Source organism: Streptomyces violascens (genome assembly GCF_014649955.1).
In the GTDB taxonomy this organism is placed as follows: domain Bacteria; phylum Actinomycetota; class Actinomycetes; order Streptomycetales; family Streptomycetaceae; genus Streptomyces; species Streptomyces violascens.
In genome coordinates, this window is sequence record NZ_BMUA01000030.1 from 12,376 (window position 1) to 31,113 (window position 18,738).

Annotated in this window: 22 protein-coding genes and 1 pseudogene; 11 read left to right on the plus strand and 12 right to left on the minus strand. The window is 68.8% G+C overall.

Translation table 11 applies throughout. The features are described from left to right. The first annotated feature begins 224 nt into the window (after positions 1 to 224). Together IE206_RS35520 and IE206_RS35525 are read left to right on the plus strand one after the other, a co-directional pair. Positions 225 to 1,385, plus strand: a complete 1,161-nt coding sequence (locus IE206_RS35520; RefSeq protein WP_229853301.1) for an ATP-binding protein — start codon at positions 225 to 227, stop codon at positions 1,383 to 1,385. A gap of 147 nt (positions 1,386 to 1,532) precedes the next feature. Beyond that, entirely contained in the window at positions 1,533 to 2,351 is an 819-nt protein-coding gene (locus IE206_RS35525; protein ID WP_189969676.1) for a hypothetical protein, read from the plus strand. A gap of 228 nt (positions 2,352 to 2,579) precedes the next feature. Here the strand turns inward: IE206_RS35525 and IE206_RS35530 are convergent, their stop codons facing one another. After that, positions 2,580 to 2,768: a hypothetical protein gene (locus tag IE206_RS35530; RefSeq protein ID WP_189969678.1), complete on the minus strand. Its 189-nt coding sequence runs from the start codon at positions 2,766 to 2,768 to the stop codon at positions 2,580 to 2,582. A 4-nt stretch (positions 2,769 to 2,772) separates the two neighbouring features. Continuing rightward, positions 2,773 to 2,976 carry a hypothetical protein gene (locus tag IE206_RS35535; protein ID WP_189969680.1) on the minus strand — a complete coding sequence of 68 codons (204 nt, stop codon included), beginning with the start codon at positions 2,974 to 2,976 and terminating at the stop codon, positions 2,773 to 2,775. A 167-nt stretch (positions 2,977 to 3,143) separates the two neighbouring features. On the opposite strand from IE206_RS35535, the gene IE206_RS35540 reads away from it, so the two are divergent. Then, a complete protein-coding gene (locus IE206_RS35540) occupies positions 3,144 to 3,737 on the plus strand; it encodes a hypothetical protein (protein ID WP_189969682.1) in 594 nt (197 codons plus the stop codon). Between the two features lie 101 nt (positions 3,738 to 3,838). Here the strand turns inward: IE206_RS35540 and IE206_RS42805 are convergent, their stop codons facing one another. Continuing rightward, on the minus strand, positions 3,839 to 4,084 hold the full coding sequence (locus IE206_RS42805) for a helix-turn-helix domain-containing protein (protein ID WP_268254462.1): 246 nt from the start codon (positions 4,082 to 4,084) through the stop codon (positions 3,839 to 3,841). Between the two features lie 3 nt (positions 4,085 to 4,087). Then, on the minus strand, positions 4,088 to 4,525 hold the full coding sequence (locus tag IE206_RS42810; RefSeq protein WP_229853303.1) for a recombinase family protein: 438 nt from the start codon (positions 4,523 to 4,525) through the stop codon (positions 4,088 to 4,090). Between the two features lie 198 nt (positions 4,526 to 4,723). Here IE206_RS42810 and IE206_RS35550 point away from each other — a divergent pair, with 198 nt between their 5' ends. Beyond that, the gene (locus tag IE206_RS35550) at positions 4,724 to 5,389 is read left to right on the plus strand and encodes an ArsR/SmtB family transcription factor (protein ID WP_189969776.1); all 666 of its coding nucleotides are present in this window, start codon (positions 4,724 to 4,726) and stop codon (positions 5,387 to 5,389) included. Then, complete coding sequence (locus IE206_RS35555; RefSeq protein ID WP_189969684.1) at positions 5,386 to 6,723, plus strand: MFS transporter; 1,338 nt, start codon at positions 5,386 to 5,388, stop codon at positions 6,721 to 6,723. The genes IE206_RS35550 and IE206_RS35555 overlap by 4 nt, the downstream gene beginning before the upstream one ends. Before the next feature lie 236 nt (positions 6,724 to 6,959). On the opposite strand, the pseudogene IE206_RS43680 reads toward IE206_RS35555, so the two are convergent. Both IE206_RS43680 and IE206_RS43685 read right to left on the minus strand, forming a co-directional pair. Further along, a pseudogene (locus IE206_RS43680) lies at positions 6,960 to 7,343 on the minus strand (Tn3 family transposase); the annotation flags it as partial. A 44-nt stretch (positions 7,344 to 7,387) separates the two neighbouring features. Then, positions 7,388 to 7,543, minus strand: coding sequence for a Tn3 family transposase (locus IE206_RS43685; RefSeq protein ID WP_373301036.1), 156 nt, complete (start codon positions 7,541 to 7,543; stop codon positions 7,388 to 7,390). 99 nt (positions 7,544 to 7,642) lie between these two features. On the opposite strand from IE206_RS43685, the gene IE206_RS35565 reads away from it, so the two are divergent. Both IE206_RS35565 and IE206_RS35570 read left to right on the plus strand, forming a co-directional pair. Then, positions 7,643 to 8,317 (plus strand): hypothetical protein, encoded by a 675-nt coding sequence (locus tag IE206_RS35565; RefSeq protein ID WP_189969687.1) that lies wholly within the window; start codon positions 7,643 to 7,645, stop codon positions 8,315 to 8,317. 352 nt (positions 8,318 to 8,669) lie between these two features. Next, a complete protein-coding gene (locus IE206_RS35570) occupies positions 8,670 to 9,110 on the plus strand; it encodes a hypothetical protein (protein ID WP_189969689.1) in 441 nt (146 codons plus the stop codon). A 123-nt stretch (positions 9,111 to 9,233) separates the two neighbouring features. Here IE206_RS35570 and IE206_RS35575 read toward each other — a convergent pair whose 3' ends face one another. Next, complete coding sequence (locus tag IE206_RS35575; protein ID WP_189969691.1) at positions 9,234 to 9,875, minus strand: nucleotidyltransferase domain-containing protein; 642 nt, start codon at positions 9,873 to 9,875, stop codon at positions 9,234 to 9,236. A gap of 86 nt (positions 9,876 to 9,961) precedes the next feature. On the opposite strand from IE206_RS35575, the gene IE206_RS35580 reads away from it, so the two are divergent. Then, positions 9,962 to 10,669: an ATP-dependent DNA ligase gene (locus tag IE206_RS35580; protein WP_373301035.1), complete on the plus strand. Its 708-nt coding sequence runs from the start codon at positions 9,962 to 9,964 to the stop codon at positions 10,667 to 10,669. A gap of 9 nt (positions 10,670 to 10,678) precedes the next feature. Here IE206_RS35580 and IE206_RS35585 read toward each other — a convergent pair whose 3' ends face one another. Then, positions 10,679 to 10,930, minus strand: a complete 252-nt coding sequence (locus IE206_RS35585; RefSeq protein ID WP_189969778.1) for a hypothetical protein — start codon at positions 10,928 to 10,930, stop codon at positions 10,679 to 10,681. 503 nt (positions 10,931 to 11,433) lie between these two features. On the opposite strand from IE206_RS35585, the gene IE206_RS35590 reads away from it, so the two are divergent. Further along, positions 11,434 to 12,081, plus strand: coding sequence for a pentapeptide repeat-containing protein (locus IE206_RS35590; protein ID WP_229853304.1), 648 nt, complete (start codon positions 11,434 to 11,436; stop codon positions 12,079 to 12,081). A gap of 239 nt (positions 12,082 to 12,320) precedes the next feature. On the opposite strand, the gene IE206_RS35595 is transcribed toward IE206_RS35590, so the two are convergent. After that, on the minus strand, positions 12,321 to 13,541 hold the full coding sequence (locus IE206_RS35595) for an acyl-CoA dehydrogenase family protein (protein ID WP_189969697.1): 1,221 nt from the start codon (positions 13,539 to 13,541) through the stop codon (positions 12,321 to 12,323). Between the two features lie 164 nt (positions 13,542 to 13,705). Then, complete coding sequence (locus IE206_RS35600; protein WP_229853305.1) at positions 13,706 to 14,188, minus strand: flavin reductase family protein; 483 nt, start codon at positions 14,186 to 14,188, stop codon at positions 13,706 to 13,708. Positions 14,189 to 14,303: 115 nt separating this feature from the next. Here IE206_RS35600 and IE206_RS35605 point away from each other — a divergent pair, with 115 nt between their 5' ends. Beyond that, positions 14,304 to 15,056, plus strand: a complete 753-nt coding sequence (locus tag IE206_RS35605; protein ID WP_189969699.1) for a FadR/GntR family transcriptional regulator — start codon at positions 14,304 to 14,306, stop codon at positions 15,054 to 15,056. A gap of 512 nt (positions 15,057 to 15,568) precedes the next feature. Here IE206_RS35605 and IE206_RS35610 read toward each other — a convergent pair. Next, positions 15,569 to 16,519 (minus strand): helix-turn-helix domain-containing protein, encoded by a 951-nt coding sequence (locus IE206_RS35610; protein ID WP_189969701.1) that lies wholly within the window; start codon positions 16,517 to 16,519, stop codon positions 15,569 to 15,571. Between the two features lie 71 nt (positions 16,520 to 16,590). Between IE206_RS35610 and IE206_RS35615 the strand changes: the two genes are divergently transcribed. Beyond that, complete coding sequence (locus IE206_RS35615; protein ID WP_189969703.1) at positions 16,591 to 16,968, plus strand: cupin domain-containing protein; 378 nt, start codon at positions 16,591 to 16,593, stop codon at positions 16,966 to 16,968. A 648-nt stretch (positions 16,969 to 17,616) separates the two neighbouring features. Here IE206_RS35615 and IE206_RS35620 read toward each other — a convergent pair. Further along, positions 17,617 to 18,720, minus strand: coding sequence for an FAD-dependent oxidoreductase (locus tag IE206_RS35620; protein WP_189969705.1), 1,104 nt, complete (start codon positions 18,718 to 18,720; stop codon positions 17,617 to 17,619). Positions 18,721 to 18,738 lie beyond the last annotated feature (18 nt).

An 18,738-nucleotide genomic window follows, 5' to 3' on the forward strand; every position in this document is an offset into this window, starting at 1 on the left:
GGGAGTTGAAACTGGGGCCTCGGGGCCGCTGGAAAGGGTGCCGTTCACGCCCTCGTTGGCGCCGCGGCCGCGCTCCGGCGATGACCTGCGGCCCCTGGGCCCACTACCTCCGGACAGCCGCCCCTACGCCCGCCCGTGACATCGGTGAAATTGCTCTGACCTGGTGTTTTTCTAGCATTCGCCTAGCCTGGGGAGTCCTGCTGGACACCATCGGAGGGGACATCGTGAGCGAGGAATCCACCAGTTACGACGCCAGCAACATCCAGGTATTGGAGGGGTGGGAAGCCGTTCGAAAGCGGCCCGGAATGTACATCGGCTCGACGGGTGAACGCGGCTTGCGACACATGGTGTTCGAGATCGCGGACCGGGCGGTGAACGAGGTTCTGGACGGCCGCGCCACCTCTGTCGACGTCACCCTCACGCCCGACGGCGGCGTGTGTGTCGCCGACGACGGGCCGGGCGTTCCTATCGACGAGGGGGCCGTCGGCGGTCACGGGCTCGAAGCCCTGCTCACCGAGATGCATGCCGGGACTGGAGCCGGAGGCCGCCACGAGATATCGCTCGGCTTCTGTGGCGTCGGGCCCGCCGTCGTCAATGCCTTGTCGCAACGGATGATGGCCGAGGTGCGGCGCGAGGGAGTCCGATGGGTCCAGGAGTACGTGCGCGGCGTGGCCACCACCCCGCTCACCGCGGCGGGGACGGCGACCGAAAGGGGGACCACCATTGCCTTCTGGCCCGATGCCGACGTCTTCGGAGCCGCAGAGTTCTCGTTCGACGGGCTGGAAGAGCGATTCAGGGAACTGGCCTTCCTGAACCAGGGCCTGGAGATCTCCCTTACCGACCTGCGCCGGCCGGATGGGTCCCGTTCGGTGCGGCTCCGGTTCCCGGGCGGGGCACGGGACTTCGTCGCCCTCCTCGACGTGCACGCGGCGGCGTCCGCTGCCATGGACACCATCGCCTTCGAGCACGAGGACCCTCGGATGGCGGGGGTGATGGAGGTGGCCTTCCGCTGGTGCAGCTGTCCTGAGGAGCGGGTCCGGAGCTTCGCCAACAGCCAGCCCACCATCAACGGCACCCACGCGGTGGGCTTTCGCAACGGGATGACGGCCGCGATCACCGCGTACGCGCGGGAACAGGGGCTGCTGACAGCTACGGAACCCGACTTCGGTGCCGATCGGATCGGCGAGGGCCTGACGGCGGTCGTGTCGGTGAAGCTGGACCGTCCCGAGTTCTCGGGCTCCACGCGGGGCGTGCTGGGGAACACCGAAGTACGCGACTGCGTCGCACAGGCCGTCCAGGACCACCTCGGCACGTGGCTGGAGGAGGACCCTGAGCGGGCCGCAGCCGTCATCGACCGGATCGTCCAGGGCGCCCGCCGGGACTGACCGACAACGCACCGCCCTGCCGGTCCAGAAGACCGAGACCGACAGGGCTTCGCTCCTCCTGTTCGAAGAGCTGGAGGGCCTGCTTGGCCCTACTGGGACCCCGCGTTCGCGGCAAAGCTGTGGCGCGACCAGAATTTCTGGCCGGACATGATCGAACTCCCGGCCGGAGCCGCCCTGCGCGAGCGCGGCTTCAACATCGAGTACGAACAGCGCTGGGGCACTCTGACGCCGGACTGGACCGTCACCGACCCGGCTGGGTCACCGATCGCGCTGGTCGAGGTGCTGACCCACAGCCCGCCCAAGGCGACGTTCTCCCGGATGAAGGCCTGGCACGCGCTGGTGGAGCGTGTAAAGGACATCCCGGTTCCCCTCGTTCTGACTGTGGCCGGGCACCGTGACCGGCCACTTGAAGCTCCCGATGCCCAGACGGCAAAGAAGATCGCCCGAGACCTGCGGCGCTGGCTGATGTCCCCGCTGCACATGATCAGCTTCCCCAGCCACGGCTACACCTTCCTTGTGATGGCGGACCACCGCACCCGCCGCGCGATGCAGGCTCCGGGTATGGCCGCCTGCCTGGTGCCGCCGAGCCAAATGGCCCGCGTCGTCTCCGCCCAGCCCCTGGCCGCCGGAATCGAGAAGAAGGTCAGCAGGTACCGGGAGCTCACCCAGGAGACAGGCCTGCCGCTGGTCGTCGCAGCGGGAGCCCACAAGTTCACCGGCCTTGAGGTGCGACAGCTCGATGACCTGCTGCGCGGAGCCAACTCGATCCGCGTGCAGTTCGACTTCGGGGACTCCTTCATCCACGAGCCGATCGAGATGCAGCCCGACAGACCACCGAGGTGGACCATGCCGGACGACCTCGCCGGAGTGCTGTGGGTGGACAACACCTTCCCCTTCACCACCCAATGGCGCCCCAACCCCCACGCGCTGATCCCCGCACCGGCCGCGTTCTCACCCCCAACCTGAGCAGTCGCCACTGAGCAACACGGGACGGGTCCCGGTACGCGCTGATCGTTGTGCACCGACTTTCGCGTACGGGCGGCCGGAGAGAGACCGTGCACATCTACGGCCCGGACGAGATCCTCGGTATGCCCCTGCCGGGAACGGCCCGCAACCGTCCCGGGCCTGAGCAACTACCGCCGCAGCGATCCCGTCGGCCGTTGACCACTCACCTCGCCAGATGAGGAGCCGAATCTAGAAGCCGGTCTCCGGGCCGGAGCCGAGGCTCCGGCGCCCGGCCAGCCACGGCCGGGCTGCTCGCTCAACAGCTGGGGCGGCCGCCACACGCTCGGCGGCGATCCTGAGATCCACAGTGCGGGCGGGCTGCTCGGCAGCGTCGGCGGGACGGGGACCGGTGCCCAGCGGGCGGCGGGAGGTGCTCATGCTGTCAGTCTCCCAGGGCCTGGTCGCCGAGAAGAACGCCGCGGGCCCGCAGCTCATTCAGGTCGGGGAGCTGCATCTGGTCCAACCCGCCGGTGTGCAGGTCGGCCTGAGTGGCCATCACCCGGGCCCGGGGCTCGGCGGGAAGCGCGAGTTGCGGACGGGCGGCCGGCTGCGGGCCGGGACCGAGCGGGCGTCGGGTGCGGATCACCGGGAAAGTCTGCCACCCCCCTATGACAACGGGGGGGCGTCTCCTGAGCGTCCGACAGGCCGCTGGGTCCAGGCATTAGATCTGACCAGTATTCAGCCTCGACGCCACCGGCCACCGGTGTCAGCATCGCCGGTGGCCCATCAACCGCGCACCAGGGGGAAACATCCATGGCCAGCCGAACCCGCACCATAAGGAAGATCGCCACCGTTTCCGCAGCGGCTGCACTGCTCGTACTCTCGATCAGCGCGGGAACCGCCAGCGCCAGCACGCCCCAGCCGTTCGCCAGCCAGGCCCGCGCCGCGCATCTCACCCCTGCGCAGGACAGCGCGCTGCGCGCCGAAGTCGCCAAGTACCTGCAGCGCAGCGGCGGCAAGCAGATCTCCCTCAACGAGATCAGGGTCGACGACAAGCGCACCATCCGCGTCGCCATCCCCGGCGAGGCGCATCCGCGCACCTTCACCGACCACGGCAGCACCGCTCCCGCCTACAGCAGCATCTGCAACCCGAACGCCACCACTTCGAACGGTTACTTCTGCGCCTTCAGCGGCTCACATTGGACCGGTAGCGAAGACCGGATGTACTACTGCCACCCCTACGACATGAACTTCACCGGCTGGGGATCGTGGGTGGAGCGCCAGTACGGAGACCACGCTGCGAAGTTCTATGGCAAGCGCGGCGACCTCCTGGGCCAAACCTTGGGGCCGGTCTCCGCCGCCTCGGATGAGAACTGGTACTACGTGTGGACGGTCGTCCCCTGCTGAACGGGCCACCGAAGAACGATGCTTTGCAGCCGAGGACATGGGGTAGCCGGATCATCGGCTGCAAAAGCAACGGATATGGCTGACCTGGGGCGATGCGCTGGTCACTCCACGGGCTGGGCTGGCCGGGGCGGTGCGGGAGTGTCCGGCGCCTCGGCGAGTACGACGCGGCCGCCCTTCAGCTCCGGGACGTACTTGTAGATGGTGTTGCGGGAGACACCGATCAATTTGGCGATCGAGGTGGCGGTGTTCTGCGGGCGAGTGAGCAGGTCGCGGGCGTGGCGGACCTGTTCTTCGGTCATGGCTGGCGGCCGACCGAGGCGGGCGCCGCGGGCGCGGGCGGCATCCAGGCCCTAGTTGGTGCCCTGGACGATGAGTTCGCGGATGAACTCCGCGAGGGCGGCGAAGACGTGGAAGACCAGGCTCCCGCCGGGGGTGGTGGTGTCGAGCGCTTCGTGGAGCGAGGTGAAGCCGATGCCGCGCTTGCGCAGGCCGGAGACGATGGCGATGAGATCTTGGATGGAGCGCCTGAGCCGGTCGAGCGAGGGAACGACGAGGGTGTCGCCTTCGCGGACGTAGTCGAGGGCCTTCCAGAGCTCCTCGCGTTCGGCGTTCTTGCCGGACTTCTTGTCGGCGAAGATCCGGATGCATCCTGCTTCGGTGAGGGCGTGGATCTGGCGGTCGAGCGGTTGCCCCTTGGCCGAGACGCGGGCGTACCCGACGAAGGCCCCTGTCCGTATGGCCGGGACGGGGGCTAGGAGGTCGGTGTCGTCGTCCTGCGATGCGTGCACCCTCGGGACAGAAAAGGGTGCTGTCCAAGTTATTGAGCACACAGACTTTTTGACACCGTTCTATGGGCATCATTCGGGCCCGATCCAGCCGTGAACCCGCCCGTCCCGATCTTCGAAGATGAGCAGTGGCACATCCCGAGCCAGTCGAACCGCAAAGGGTTCTTCGCGAAGAACCCTTTGCGGACTACCGTCTATCGCATGGCTGATGCAGTGGAGAGGCCGGATGGCCCGAACGTTGAAGCGGACTCGGTTGTCCTGGATGCCAAGGGGCTGCGTGCCCTGGCGCATCCGGTGCGCGTGCAGTTGGTCGGGCTGCTGCGGAAGTATGGCCCGTCGACGGCCACCCGCCTCGCGGAGCGGCTGGGCGTGAATTCCGGTACGGCCAGCTACCACCTCCGGCAGCTCGGCGCGGCCGGTTTCGTCGAGGAAGACACCGAACGCGGCAACGCGCGAGAGCGATGGTGGCGTTCGGTGCACCGGACGACCTGGTTCAACGATCCGGAGCTAGCCGAGCGGGAACCCGAGGCCGCGCTGGCCTACCAGCAGTCCGTCGCCTCCATCTACACCCTGCGCACGCAGCAGACCCTGAACGAGCTTCAGACGATGCCCCGCGCATGGCGGAACACCTTCGACATGAGCGACTGGGCCCTGCGGCTCACGCCCGAGGAAGCCGCCGCCCTGTACCGCGAGTTGACGGACGTCATCGCCCGCTACCGGCGAGACGCGCCGGAGACGGCAGCGACTGCCCCCGAGGGAGCCGAACGGGTCGCCGTGATCACGCAGATCCTGCCCGAACTGGATGCGCCTGCCGCGTCGTCGCTCCCTTCCGGCCCTCAGGAAGAAGAAGGAAGCCCGACGTCATGACCGACGACGCCTCGGAGGCCGGCGGCATACCCGGCAAAAGGTCCTTACGGCCGCTGGGTGGAGTGCTGGCGGCCATGATTGTGTCGCTGACCGGCACGCGGATCTCCGTTGTGGCACTGCCCTGGTTCGTCCTCGTCACAACCGGCAGCGCCACCCAGACCGGACTGGTCGCCTTCTGCGAGATGACTCCCTACGTGGTGGTCAAGGCGTTCACCGGGCCGCTAGTGGACCGGATCGGCCCGCGGGCCGTTTCCTGGACCACCGATCTGGCCAGCGCGACCGCCGCCGCCGCGGTTCCCCTGCTCCACGCCCTGGACCTGCTGTCCTTTCCCCTTCTCCTGGTTCTGGTCGCGCTGATCGGCGCGGCCCGGGGGCCCGGCGACCTGGCCAAGGAGGTGATGGTCCCGGAGGCGGCTGAACGCGGCCGGGTACCGCTGGAGCGGGCCACCGGTCTGGCCGGTGTGATCGAGCGGCTCGCCTCTACCATCGGCCTGGCGGTCGGCGGATCCCTGGTGGCGCTGCTCGGTCCCCTGACCGGACTCGCAGTCAACGCGGGCTGCTTCGCCCTCGGATCGCTGATCATCAAACTCGCGCTGTCTCGCGGCATGGGGCACGCGATCGAGGAAGCCCCCTCGCCCGCAGGGGAAACGGGACCGGGCTACTGGCGTCGGTTCGGCGAAGGCTTCACCTTCCTGCGCGGCGAGCCGCTGCTGCTCACCGTCATCATCATGGTCGGCATCACCAACCTGCTGGACGCGGCGATCACCTCGGTGCTCGTACCCGTCTGGGCCGGGGAGTCCGGCAATGGACCGACCGCAATCGGCCTGATGGGCAGCGCGATGGGGGCCGCGGCGGTCTGCGGGAGCCTGATCGCCGCAGTGGTCGCGCACCGGCTGGGGCGGCGGATGGTGGTTCTCACAGGGTTCCTGCTGGCCGGGGCACCGAGGTTCCTGATCCTCACCTTCGATGCCCCGTTGGGGGTGGTACTGGCCGTCTTCGCAATCAGTGGGTTCGGTGCCGGCTTCGTCAACCCAGTGCTGGGGGCCGTCCTCGTCGAGCGGGTGCCGCGCCGGATGCTGGGCCGGGTCAACGCCCTCGGTGACTCGCTGGCCTGGGCAGGCATCCCTCTCGGCGGGCTGCTCGCCGGGGCGGCGGTGACCGCTGTCGGACTCGTCCCGGTGCTGCTCGCCTGCGGCACCGCGTACTTCCTCACCACGAATCTGGCTGGACTGCGGCCGGAATGGCGCGAGATAAACCGTACGCGTGGGCGGGGCGTCGTGAAGCCGCATTCCAAGGAAGACGCCTCACAAAGCAGTGCGAATGTAGCGACATGACGTCTACGGGAGGGAGGCGGACCATCTGGTCTTCTTCTCCCTCCCACCGCTCCTTCTGACCTCGCCCACGCTTCACGCACGCTCAGATGACTGCTGGTCGGAGGCGTCCGCCGAAACTCGGGGCCCGGAAGTTTGACCGCAGCAAGGTCGAGGCGGGTGTCCATGTCGAGGTTGACCTCCCCGTACGGTCGCACGTGGGACCAGAACAGCGGGGTCAGGCCGCGCCGATCAGCAGGCGTGAGAAGCTCGGCCCACTCCGGTTCGCCGAGGATGTCCTGGAACATCAGGGTGTTCACGAAGACCAGGGCCGATTGCAGAATCCGCAGGCACAGGACGAACATCTCCTGCTCGTCACGCCGGTTCGAGGCGATCTCTCCGCCCTTGCCGTAGGCGATGACGGAGTTGGCGCCGTTGGAGGGCTCCATGACGTTCAGGCCCTCCTCGACCTCCCGCTGAAGGTCGCGCAGCCGCAGGTAGCGGGCCACGAAGATAGTCTTCTGTGCCCGTCCAACCTCCAGCATGGCCGCGTAGGTCGGGTGGGAAGCGTTGCGGGTGAATCGGCGCAGGATTGCCTCGGTCGACGCAGTCCGCGTACGGATCGCGGTCGCATACTTGATCATCTGGTCGTACTGCTGGGCGATGAGTTCCCAGCGGATCGGGCGGGTCAGCGCCGGGCCGAGCTGCGGGTAGGCGTCCGGGTCGCCGGCCACCGGCCACCGGCCACCGGCCGGTACAGCTTGACCTTGTTGATCCGCTTGATGCGCGGCAGCAGGTCGAAGTTCAGCAGCCGAGTGATGCCGAACCCGATTTCCGACTTTATGTGGACAGTTCAAGTTGATCATCCTTCGGCGTGTTGTGGGGCTGCGGCGACCATGGGGCCAGTGCGGCGGGTGTCAGTGGGCTCCGCTTGGATGGCTCCGTGTCGGTGCATGAAGTGATCAAGCAGCTGCCTACCATCGCGACGGTCCGCGATCGGTCCAGGGCCCTAGCGATGCTGGACGCCGTTCTGAGCCCTGAGTGGGAGTGGAGGTACTACTCTTTCGATTCCGGCTGGTCGCCGGGCGAGGAGATGGCCTCGATGAGGGACGGCGCGGGCAACGACTACGCCATCGTGTTCTCCGCCGCTGGGGTGTATGCCCAGGCGTGCGACCACGAGTCGCCGATGTCTGCGTATCGCATCTCGCCTCCGGAGCTCTGGCCTGGGCTCTTCGACTCGGTCCCGGAGGTCTTCCGTCCCTATGTGGACGAGCCCGCCTTCGCCGACCACAACGGACTGCCCCGAGCGACCGTCTGCTTCTGGCGCGAAGACTCCGACTCGCAGTGGAGGTGCGGCGACGTCCACGTGCCGGACGAGGACATAGGCGACGCTGACGGTGCTGAGTGGCTGTTCGATGTGCTCATCGCGGGCAGTGCCGAGGCCTACAGGGAGTTCGCAGAGGAGGTCTACGAGGTCACGCTGGATTTGGCCGCGGTTCAAGCGGTTCTTGACTTCACGCCGCTTACCCAGGAGATCGTCTCGGCGTTGAACGCGGACGTGACACTTGGTGATCTGGCCAAGGACATCGCCCAGATCGGGTATCCGACGACCGCATGAGTGCCAGCGGCCGGTGTGGCACGTCTGGCCATCTTGGGCTTCAGGCAGGCGGGCCAAGGCGGGATTCCCCCAGGGCGTCGGTGGGATCGTCGAGGGGCTGGCCGAGGTCGGTCAGCAGCTTCTCGATGCGGCCGGCGGCGCGGCACAGCCCAGCCTGGCCCAGGTGCTGCTGGTACCGGCACCGGGGGCACAGCCCGCGCTGGGGGTACTGGTGATCCCACTGCTGGCACCCACCCTCTGCATCGCCAGCTGCGCCGGGGCTGTCCCGGAGCCACCGCCAGGCAGTCCTCGCACTGCCTCATCCGCGCCATTGCGCGGCTCAGTTCGGGGGCTGCAGGCGCCCGTCGGCTTGGTGGCTGTCCACGCCATCAAGGTCACCGATATCGCTCAACTGCGCATGAACGCGCCCGACCTTGGCCACGCAACCCTCACAGTCGACTTGCGCGGCCGGTTGCACACGCTCTATCTCGACACGCTGACCCATCGCCTCCTGGACGAGTGGCTCAAGGAAAGGCATGACCAGTGGCCCGCATCCCCCAATCCGCACCTGCTGGTGACGACGCACTCGGCGCACCACCCCGCCCTTCCGCCCGTCAGCTACTGCGCGCTGCGCCGCGCGTTCGACCACACCGGAATCACCCCGCGCCAGATGTGGAGCGACCGTGTGCTGGAAGAGGCCCGACAAACGGCCGACCCGGTACACCTGGTGCACCTGTTCGGCATCCATCCCGGCACCGCCGTCCGCTACGTCCACACAGCCCACCCCGACAAGGCGCTGCCCCAGATCCGCTGAGCCGGAAGGCGTTGTGCAGCCCGTCTACAACCCACGCCCTGGCCGGCTTTCACATGGCCGGGTGGGCGAAGACTGGCTTCCTCGGGGAGCCAGTGACCGTTGAGCGAGCGCACCAGTAGCCCACTACAGATCCGCAATCCAGGGATGCCCCGGGTGTACGCGCTCGAGTAGCTCGGCCAGGGTCTCACGCTGAACCGGGGACATGTGTGGGACGGTCGTGTCGAAGTCTGCTTGATCTTTTCGGCGGGCGTGCTTGGCCTTGAACAGCAGGACCAGTTCGGGCGCCAGATACGGGATGCCGTCTTGGGTGTGGTGGATGATGTTGCGATAGGGAAGCCGGATCCCCTCATCCCGTCGGCAGATCCAGGTGTCGCCGTCGTGCGGTTCGCGGAACACGTCGAGCAAGTAGTTGCCAGTGGCCGGATCGCGGAGCCATGTCTGATGTACGGCGGCCAGCACCTCCGGTGCGGCGTCCTCCCAGATCCGGCCGCCGCCTGCCGCGTCGAAGACGTATCCGGAAAAGCGGTGGCGGACCTCGGGAAAGCTCGCGGCCGGAATCGCGATCTCGATGTCCCCATGTGCGCGCGTCTGTCTGCCGCGGAACAGGTCCAGCGCCCAGCCCGCGGCCACGTACCAGGGCGTGCCGATCCCGGCCAACTGCTGCGCGACCTCACTAGGGGTCCAGCAGGAAGACCACCTGGTGCGAAGGGCTTCGATCTCGTCGGGTGACAGTTCGATGCCGCCGCTGGGCAGTTGCTCGCTCACCGCAGGAATCTATCAGTGGTCTCGAAGGGAGCCCCAAGCCACGATCGATGAAGCAGGCCAGCGGTACCTGGAGCCGTAGACGGCGCATGACCCTAACCCGTGCGCGTTACCGCCGAGAAGACCGACCAACACGCGAGTTCCCCCTTCCGCCGGGCCGAGACTCTGCGAACCTGCGCGCTTCGGTCTTCGACGTGCTGGCCGTGGGCGACGCCGACTGGCGGCCGCAGCCGTACGCCGAACGGCGCGCCGAGCTGCTGCAGCTCCTGGACGGGGGCCCGGCGACGGTGCGGCCCGTCCCGGCCACCGGCGACGCCCGGGAGGCACTGCTGTGGGTGGGGGCGCTCGACGGAGTGGAGGGCATCGTCGCCAAGCGGGCCGCCGGCCGGTATGTCGACGGGCTGCGGTCGGGCTGGGTGAAGTGGCGTCAGCGGCACACCACGGAGGCGGTGGTGATCGGGGTGACCGGGGCGACGCCGGCCGCGCAGGCGTTCGTGCTGGGCCGGCGGTCCGGCGGGCGGATGCGGGCCGTGGGTGTCAGCCTGCCGGTGGGCGACCGGCTGCGCCGGGAGGTGGCGTCGCTGCTGCGGGCCGCCGGGGAGCGGCAGGAGCTTGCGGGGACGGTCGGCGGCCTGCCGGGCGCCGACCCGGTCTGGTACGTGCCGGTGGAGCCTGAGGTGGTCGTGGAGATCGAAGTCGACCAGGACCGGCTGGAGTTCGGCCGCTACCGCCACCGGCCGCGCGTCCGGCGCGTGCGGGGCGATCTGACGCCGGACCTGCTGGCTGAGGATGGGTAGCAGGGCCGGCTACCGGCGGCCGTCGGCGCGGCCGTTCTCCTCGTTGTCGACTGGGCTCGGGACGGTGCCAGCGCCCTGGCAGTTCTCGCACCGCACGCTGGTCTCGTGGCCGTCGTCGTCCCGGATGGTGATCCACCCTCCGGTGCAGTTACCGCAGGCGGGCACGCGGGCCTCCAGCAGCCGCAGGGTCAGATTGATCAGCCGTCCGTACCGGCCGTCCCGCTCGATGGCGGGGATGTGCTCCCGGTCGATCCATCCCATGCTGTTCACCCGACCCTCTCCCCTACTGTGACGCGCGTCCGGCCCGCGGCGCCAGTGCCATCCGGCGGTGTGGGCGGAGTTGGTGCGCTCAGGCGTGCGCGTCCTCCTGGGCGCGGCGGCGCTCGGCGGCGGTGGCAGCTCGCCTCGGCGTTCGATGGAGACGGGCGGCATCTCGTCGTCGAGAACCGAAAGGGACTGAGCTACGGAGGCGCCTCGCACGGAGTGCGGGGCCTCAGCCCGCGCGATGGTGCTGTGCGTGGCCGGGACGGGTGAGCGGTGATTTCACCGGTCGGTGTTCGTAGTCGGTCCAGGAAAGCTCGGGGTGGGCGTACACGGAGCGGATGGTGCGCCGGCGCCGGGTGTCAGTGAGGCGGAACTGGCCGGCCTCACCGTGCGTCCTGCCTGAACAAGCCCAGTATCGGCATGGACCAGTGGAGCCGCCCGCGATGTTCCCGCGCCCCATACCCCCAGCGCCTCCCTGGCCGTACTGCGGGCAGCCGGGAGTGAACCCTGCCTCCGATCCAGTCGGCTGCCGTGGTGCCCACGTACCCGGCCACACCACATGCCTGGCCCACCTGTCCGACACCGACCGCCGTGCCTACCTGGCCGGACTAACTCCCGGTGCCGACATCGACCACCGCGGCACCCTCTTCATCCCGCTCCTCCTCAACGAGCTCCTCCACGCCGTGCAAGATCCAACCACTGGTTTCGTCCATTGCGGCGAGGCCCTGTTCGAGACGGCAACCTTCATCGGCGCCGCAAAGTTCGAGAGGGCGACGTTCACCGGCGAAGCCGGTTTTGAAGGGGCGACGTTCACCGGCCCCGCGCGGTTCAACGAGGCGACATTCAGCGTCGAGGGCGTCTTCGGCGAGACGGCATTCACCGGCCACGCACGGTTCGAAAGAGCGACGTTCCGCACCGCCTGGTTTGAGAGGGCGACGTTCAGCCGCGACGCCCGGTTCAGCGCGGTGCGCTTGTCCCACAGCGCATGGTTCAGGTGGGCAACTTTCACCGGCACCGCCTGGTTCGACGAGGCACTATTCCGCAGAGGCGCCGAATTCAGCGAGGCAGCCTTCACCGGCCTCGCTGAATTCGCAAGGGCGATATTTCACGACGACGTCCGGTTCTGTGGGACGACGTTAGCCGTATGAGACGACGTGCAGTGCTGGCGGTGTGTGCCGGGACGCTGGTGACCATGGCGACGACGCAATGTGGCTCGGATTCCGCCCCAGCGCCCCGGCCCGTCTCGGCGACGCCGACGCGGCCCCTCAGGCCCCCCCGAAATGGATGCGGCTCATGGCATGACGACAGCCAACGCCGCGCCGCAGGGGTGGTGGCTCCCATACGGCGCGGCCGAGGGGCGGTGACAGTGTCGGACGGATGCGGGCGGTCAGACGAAGGGAGTGATGCGTTCCTCGACTCCCAGCAGCAGCTTGCCGTAGATCTCCATGCCCACCGCGGGCGTGGACGCCGCATGACGGCCGGCCACGCTCAGGTCGCGCCAGATGCGTTGCAGCGCGTTGGTGTCCGCGAAGGATCCGGCACCGTGCACATGGACCAGGGTGTCGACGGCGGACAGGAGGTTCCCGATGGCGTGGCCAGTATCGGCCCGTACGCGCGCCCTGGACAGCAGGTCGAGGTCGGTGCCCCGCGCCGCGGCCGTGTCGAGGTCGGCGGCGGCCCGGTGCGCGTGCAGGTGGGCGGTATCGATCTTCATAGCGGCCTCGGCGACCTGCAACTGCACGCCGACCGACTCCGCCTGGGTCTCGTAGTACGTGTACGAGATCGGCTTGGTCGCGGCTTTCTCCGTGACGAGCTTCAACGCGGCTCGCCCGAGGCCGAGTTGGGGCCCGGCCAGGCCGACGGCCAGCAACGGGGAGAACGCGGTGCGGAAGAGTCCGGTCGCGCCGTGGTCGGCGGGGACGTCGCCCTCGATGGCGCGCGGCACGGACATCACCCGGTGCTCGGGCACGAAGACGTCCTCGGCGATCAGGCAATTACTGGCGGTGCCGCGCAGCCCGGCGACGAACCAGGTGTCCTCCAGGGACAGTTCGAACCGCGGTACCAGCACCATCGCCTGGTCGACCACCTCGCCCTTCTCGTCGGTGACCGGCATGCCCAGGACGGCCCAGCCGGAGTGCGAGGACCCCGAGTTGTAGTACCAGCGACCCGACATCCGCCAGCCACCCGTCACCTTGCGGCTGGTGGCGGTCGGGCTGAACACCCCGGTGACCCGGGCCTGGGGATCGGCGAAGACCTCCTCCTGCGCCTGCTCCGGGAAGAGCGCGGCCAGCCAGTTGCACATGTTGACCACTCCGGCCACCCAGCCCGTCGACCCGTCGCCCTCGGCTATCGCGGCCGTCACGTCGAGCAGGGTGCGCACATCGCACTCGTAGCCGCCGAAGCGCCGCGGCACCGTCAGCTTGAACAGCCCCGCCCGCGTCAGGGCGTCGATCACTTCGTCGGTGATCTGGCGGTCCTGATCGATCCGGGCGGCGTGCTCGCGCAGCAGGGGCTGCAACTCCTCAGCCCGTGCCACGAGTTCCTCACGGGTCGGAAGGGGAGAGTCGGCGGCGGCGGTCTGCACTGCCTGGGAATCCATGGTGGTCATGCCAGTCTCCTGTAAGAGGTTCATCGGTGTAGGGGATTCGTCGTCGTTCGGATGTGTCGACGATCGGTGTGTCGCCCGGTGGTCCGGCGCTGCGCGGCCCGGCTGCCTTTCGGCGCATGGACAGGCGTTCACCTGCTGTGACGCAGAGGTGATTCGTCGGTGAGTCATCGCGCGAAAGCGGAGTGCGTGCCGAAGACGCGGTGGCTGTAGACGAGGGGCGCCGCGCTTGACGAGCGGACGTGTGTGACGTCGCCGAGCAACAGCAGGTGATCGCCGGCCTCGACCGTCGAGCCGAGCTCGCACACGATCCAGCCGGCCGCGCCGGCCAGCCTCGGCAGCCCGTGATCGTGGCGCCAGGGCGCTTCGGACGCCGCGAACCGGTCCGGCGAGGGCCCAGCGAAGATCCTGGCCAGCTCGTCCTGGTCGCGGCCCAGCACGTTCACGCCGAAGCGTCCCTTCGCGAGGATGCGCGCGAGGACGCGGGAGGAGCGGTCGAGCGCCACCGACACCATCGCGGGGCGCAGCGACACCGAGGCGAAGGCACTGACGGTGACTCCGTAGGGACTCCCCCGCTCGGACGTCGTCACGATCGTCACCGGGGCGCATACCCCGGCCATCGCATCGCGGAAGTCCTGCTCGATCAGCACGCCCTCTCCAATCATTATGATGATTAGGGTGATCATGCGTGTGCTTTACGCGGGCAGTCAAGAGGTGCCAAGCTATTGGCCATAATCAATTCAAGCGGGGCGACGAGGAGGCACCGTGGGAGCCACGGACCATCGGACCGGCGGACACGACGCACGGCACACCCGCGACGTCGACGAACCTCCCGCGCTGCGCCGTGACCACTGGGAGCGCACCTCGCCACCCTCCCGCGCCGAGGTGGCGGCCGACCGCATCGCCGACCGCATCGCCCGCACCCAGACAGGCACCCGCCTCGGCACCAAGGACGAACTGCGCACCGAGTGCGGCGTTTCCGTCGGCACCTTCAACGAGGCGCTCCGCCTGCTGCAGACCCGGGGTCTGGTGACCGTACGCCCCGGCCCCGGCGGGGGCCTTTTCGCGGCCCAACCGCCCCCACCCACAGGCCTGGACACCTGGGCCCAGACCCTGAACGAACAGGACCCGCACGACGCGCTGCGCGTGCGCAACGCCCTGGACCCCCTGCTCGTCGAGGACGCCCTGTGGCACGCCTCTCCCGCCGACATCGCCGGACTGCGCCACCATCTGGCAGCCCTCGCAGAGGCGGTCGATGCCGACGCCACCGCCTTCGCCTGCGCCGACCGGCAGCTGCGTACCGCCCTGTCCTGCCTCAGCCCCAGCGCCCTGCTGCGCTCGCTCTACGCGAGCCTGCTCGCCGCCCTCGAACTGGTCGGCCGCACCATGACACCGGACGAACAACGCGCCGCGTACGAACGGTTCGCCGCCCTCGTGGACGCCCTCGACACCCGCGACCGCCCCCAGGCCCTGCGCCTGGCCTCCGCCCCTGGCGAACCCAGGGAGAACCCCGCCTGACCACCACCGCCCTGATCAAGGACGCCGGAACCGACCGCTACATCGGCCGCCTGGTCCGCCAGCGCCCCGACCGGACCCAGCCCCTGCAGGGCGAAGCCACCACCGCTGGACTGCCCTACCTGAACGGGTACCTGCAGCTCGGCCTCGCGCTCCACCACGCGGTCCGCGGCGCGGCACACAACCTCGCATGCCCCCCAACGGGTACACCAGCTTGGGTTCCACGCGGAAGCCGCGCCTTGGGCCCAGGCACTCGGTCACCGAACAGGGCCTGTATGCAAGGGAGTTGACACGGCGCCGGAAGGCTCCCGCCTCCGCCCTGAAGCCAGCCCGCACGGCAGCCGGGGACGTGCCCGCTGCGCCCGGCCGAACAGTGACCGTGGCATGGCCGTGATGCCAGTCCCTGACCGCCGGTTGAAACTTCCACACAGGCGGCCGGCTGCTCGGGTGCTGGCCGGCCGCGAGTGGTCACACGCGTTGCGGATGGTGGGTGGGCAGGCCCGGCTGGCGGGTTGTCACCGGGGTTCGGCCTGAAATGCCCGGCGGTAGGCGCCCGGTGTTGTGCCCAGGGCGTCGAGGAAACGTCTGCGGAGATTGGTGGCGGAGGAGAGCCCGACGCGGCGGGCGACGGCGCGGAGGGGGAGGTCCGATGACTCCAACAGCTCCCGTGCAGCGTTGATCCGCTGGGCCAGGAGCCACTGTCCCGGGCTGGTGCCGACCTGCTCGGTGAAGCGGCGGGCCAGCGTACGGGTGGAGTAGCCGGCGCGGGCTGCCAGGTCATCGAGGGTGAGGTCTTCGTCGAGCCTGCCGTTTGCCCACTCCAGCAGCGGTGCGAGCGAACCGTCGATCTGCGCGGGATGCGGCGGTGCGGAGTACTGCAGTTGCCCGCCTTCACGGTGTGGCGGCATGACCATGGTCCGGGCGACATCTGCAGCGTATCCGGCGCCCTGGTCTGCGCGCACCAGGTGCATGCAGAGGTCCATCCCGGCTCCGGCACCCGCGCTCGTGGCCACGTCGCCGTGGTCCACATACAGCACGTCCGGGTCGAGGCGGACGTCGGGAAAGCGCGCGGCGAACTCGCTCGCCAGTGCCCAATGGGTAGTTGCCGAACGGCCGTCGAGCAGGCCGGCGTATGCCAGGGCGAAGGCTCCGGAGCAGATGCTGACCATGCGTGCGCCTCGCCGGTGGGCTCGGCGCAGGGCCTGGAGGACGGCGGGTGAGGGGCTCTCGTCGATGCGTGGCCAGCCCGGGAGTACCACCGTGTCCGCTGCGTCGAGGGTGTCAAGACCCTTGGTGACGAGCATGTCGTATCCGGCACGCGTGGCGATGGGTCCGGGGTGCTCGGTGCATACGCCGAAGCTGTACCGGATGGGTCGTCCTTGCCGCTCGATGCCGAACACCTGGGCAGCACAGCCGAGTTCGAAGGTCGACTGGGGCGCGAGGACGAGTGCCGCTACACGGTGCATGGCAGGAAAGTACCGCAAGATGTCAATCAAGACACTGGGCGGGGTGTCAGCCGTCGACGAGGCTGGCTCCCATGACGACAGAAACATCTCAGGCAGCACAGGCGGCAGACACCGCAGCGCGAACGGGCGGACAGCTGCCCGACTATGTGTGGTCAGCCCTGCATGACGCGCCCACCCGCGAACTCTTTCCTGGCATTCGGCTGCGGCCGCTGTGGAGCGGAGAAGGCGGCGCGACGGCACACGTGCTGGAGATGGACCCGCACACGTGCTGGAAGGGCATCGACGTCCACGATCCGGGTCCGGAAGAGGTCTTCGTGATCTCCGGCGTCTTCAACGACGGCGAACGGGACTACCCCGCAGGCACGTTCATCCATGCCCCCGCCGGTTCCTCACACATACCCCAGACCACCACGGGCTGTACCCTCTTCCTCTTCTACCCTGAAGGCTAGTACTGCGACCGCGGCGCGTCAGCGACGCCCGTGCTTCGGTAGTGGCCGCCCAGGAACCGGCCATTCGCCATGGGCGTCGAGGCTACGAAACGCGTCAGGCAGGGGGCGTCAGACGATCTTGGTCTGCACCGGCTCCGGCTGTGTCACGCCTAGTCAACTCGGCGTCGTGCCGAGTTAGCGGTGGAGGCCGGCTTCTCCGTCGAGGGCACGATGAGCAGCGCCCTGTTGCACGAAGACGGACGGCGCGACGAACCCCTGCACGCCCTGGTCCACGCCGACATCTGCCCCTGTGACGGGAGGTCAGGCCGCCGGGCCCAGGGGCGGCCGACCCAGCGGACTCCTCTCTCACTGCGGACGCTGCACCGTTGCCAGCGTTGAGCGGCCGGGACGTCGCGGCGGCGGGCCGTTCTGGTTGCGCCAGTGCAGGTAGCGGTGCCGCCTTGCACGGCCAGACTCACCCGACCGCGGCTTGCGAACCGCGGCCTCCTTGGCTGTCGGCAATGCGGGGTCGTCTTTGTGGCGGTGCTCCGTTGTGGCGTGCGGGTCTTGCCGGCTCGTGACGGTGCACAGCATGGCCTCACTCCCCCGGCTGGATTCCTTCAACTGGCCTGCGCCAGACGGCGGGCTCTGACCCCGGCCGGCCGAGGCCTACTGGTACCCGCGCGAACTCCGGGCGACCGCAGCGAAGCCGTAGTCGAGCATCTCGCTTTCGTAGGACCGAACAGCCTCCAGCAGCGGTGCGCCGGAGACGAGGTGCGAGGCGAGCAGCCCCGCGTCATGGACAGCGACTCCTGCGCTGATCCCGGCCGGGACCATCGGATGGGCCGCGTCACCGACCAGGGTCACCGGTCGCGGGGGCCCCAGCTTGGGGCGTTCGGAGGTCTGGATGCTCGCGGGCACGAGGTAGTCGGGGTCCCCCAGCCCGATGAGGGCGCGCAGCGAGGGGTCCCAGTCCGCCAGGGTGGTCGCCGCCAGCTTCAGCAGGTCTTCGGCGCCGAGTTCGAAGAAGCCGGGACCGTAGACGTCGGCCGGGGCGGTCACACCCCACATGAGGTAGTCATCGGCCGCCGGCAGCCCGAAGTCGGCCGGGTTCTGGCGGAACCGTTGTGCGGCGAGCGCGAGGCGGCGGCCGTCGGGACCAAGGACGCCGAGGAAACCTTCGAGCGCCGGTGCCGGCGTCAGCCGACGGGCCTGAGCGGTGAGCGGAGTGCGGCCGTAGATCAGCTGGGTGTCCTGCACCGTCACCGGGAAGTCGGGCAGCAGCTGGCGGCGGACTCCGGAGTTGGCTCCGTCGGTGGCCACTAGCAGGTCGCCCTCGGCGGTGGAGCCGTCGGTGAGGAAAACCCGTACCGTTTGGTCGTCCAGCAGCTCGTACCGGAAGAAGCCGGCACCGAACCGGGTCACCTCCGTCAGGTCCCGCAGCATGATCCGGCGCAGGGTGAGCCGGTCGACGGTGATGCCGGCGACATCCGGGGGAAGCTCGATCTCGGTGAACTTCCGCAGGTCGGGACCGGTCACGCTGACGCCGCCGCCCGGCTTGCAGGATGTGGCGAGGGCCTGCTCATAGGCCTCGGGGGGCAGCCACTTACGTAGCGCCGTGCCCCCGTCACCGTTGATGTGAATCCGGTATCCCTGCGCCCGGGCGTCAACGGCCGTGTCCCGCTCGAAAAGCTCCGCGTCGTGACCGTGCCGACGCAGAGCATGGGCCAGGCAGGGTCCGGCCAGGCCGGCACCTATGATCAGGACACGCATCACTTACCCCCTGGATGA

Coding starts and splice junctions, on each gene's coding strand:
- IE206_RS35530 (WP_189969678.1), bottom strand. CDS start 2,768: ATGAGCACCTCCCGCCGCCCGCTGGGCACCGGTCCCCGTCCCGCCGAC.
- IE206_RS35540 (WP_189969682.1), top strand. CDS start 3,144: ATGGCCAGCCGAACCCGCACCATAAGGAAGATCGCCACCGTTTCCGCA.
- IE206_RS35620 (WP_189969705.1), bottom strand. CDS start 18,720: ATGCGTGTCCTGATCATAGGTGCCGGCCTGGCCGGACCCTGCCTGGCC.
- IE206_RS35595 (WP_189969697.1), bottom strand. CDS start 13,541: ATGACCACCATGGATTCCCAGGCAGTGCAGACCGCCGCCGCCGACTCT.
- IE206_RS35555 (WP_189969684.1), top strand. CDS start 5,386: ATGACCGACGACGCCTCGGAGGCCGGCGGCATACCCGGCAAAAGGTCC.
- IE206_RS35585 (WP_189969778.1), bottom strand. CDS start 10,930: ATGGGATGGATCGACCGGGAGCACATCCCCGCCATCGAGCGGGACGGC.
- IE206_RS35610 (WP_189969701.1), bottom strand. CDS start 16,519: ATGCACCGTGTAGCGGCACTCGTCCTCGCGCCCCAGTCGACCTTCGAA.
- IE206_RS35615 (WP_189969703.1), top strand. CDS start 16,591: ATGACGACAGAAACATCTCAGGCAGCACAGGCGGCAGACACCGCAGCG.
- IE206_RS35525 (WP_189969676.1), top strand. CDS start 1,533: ATGATCGAACTCCCGGCCGGAGCCGCCCTGCGCGAGCGCGGCTTCAAC.
- IE206_RS35550 (WP_189969776.1), top strand. CDS start 4,724: ATGGCTGATGCAGTGGAGAGGCCGGATGGCCCGAACGTTGAAGCGGAC.
- IE206_RS35580 (WP_373301035.1), top strand. CDS start 9,962: ATGACCCTAACCCGTGCGCGTTACCGCCGAGAAGACCGACCAACACGC.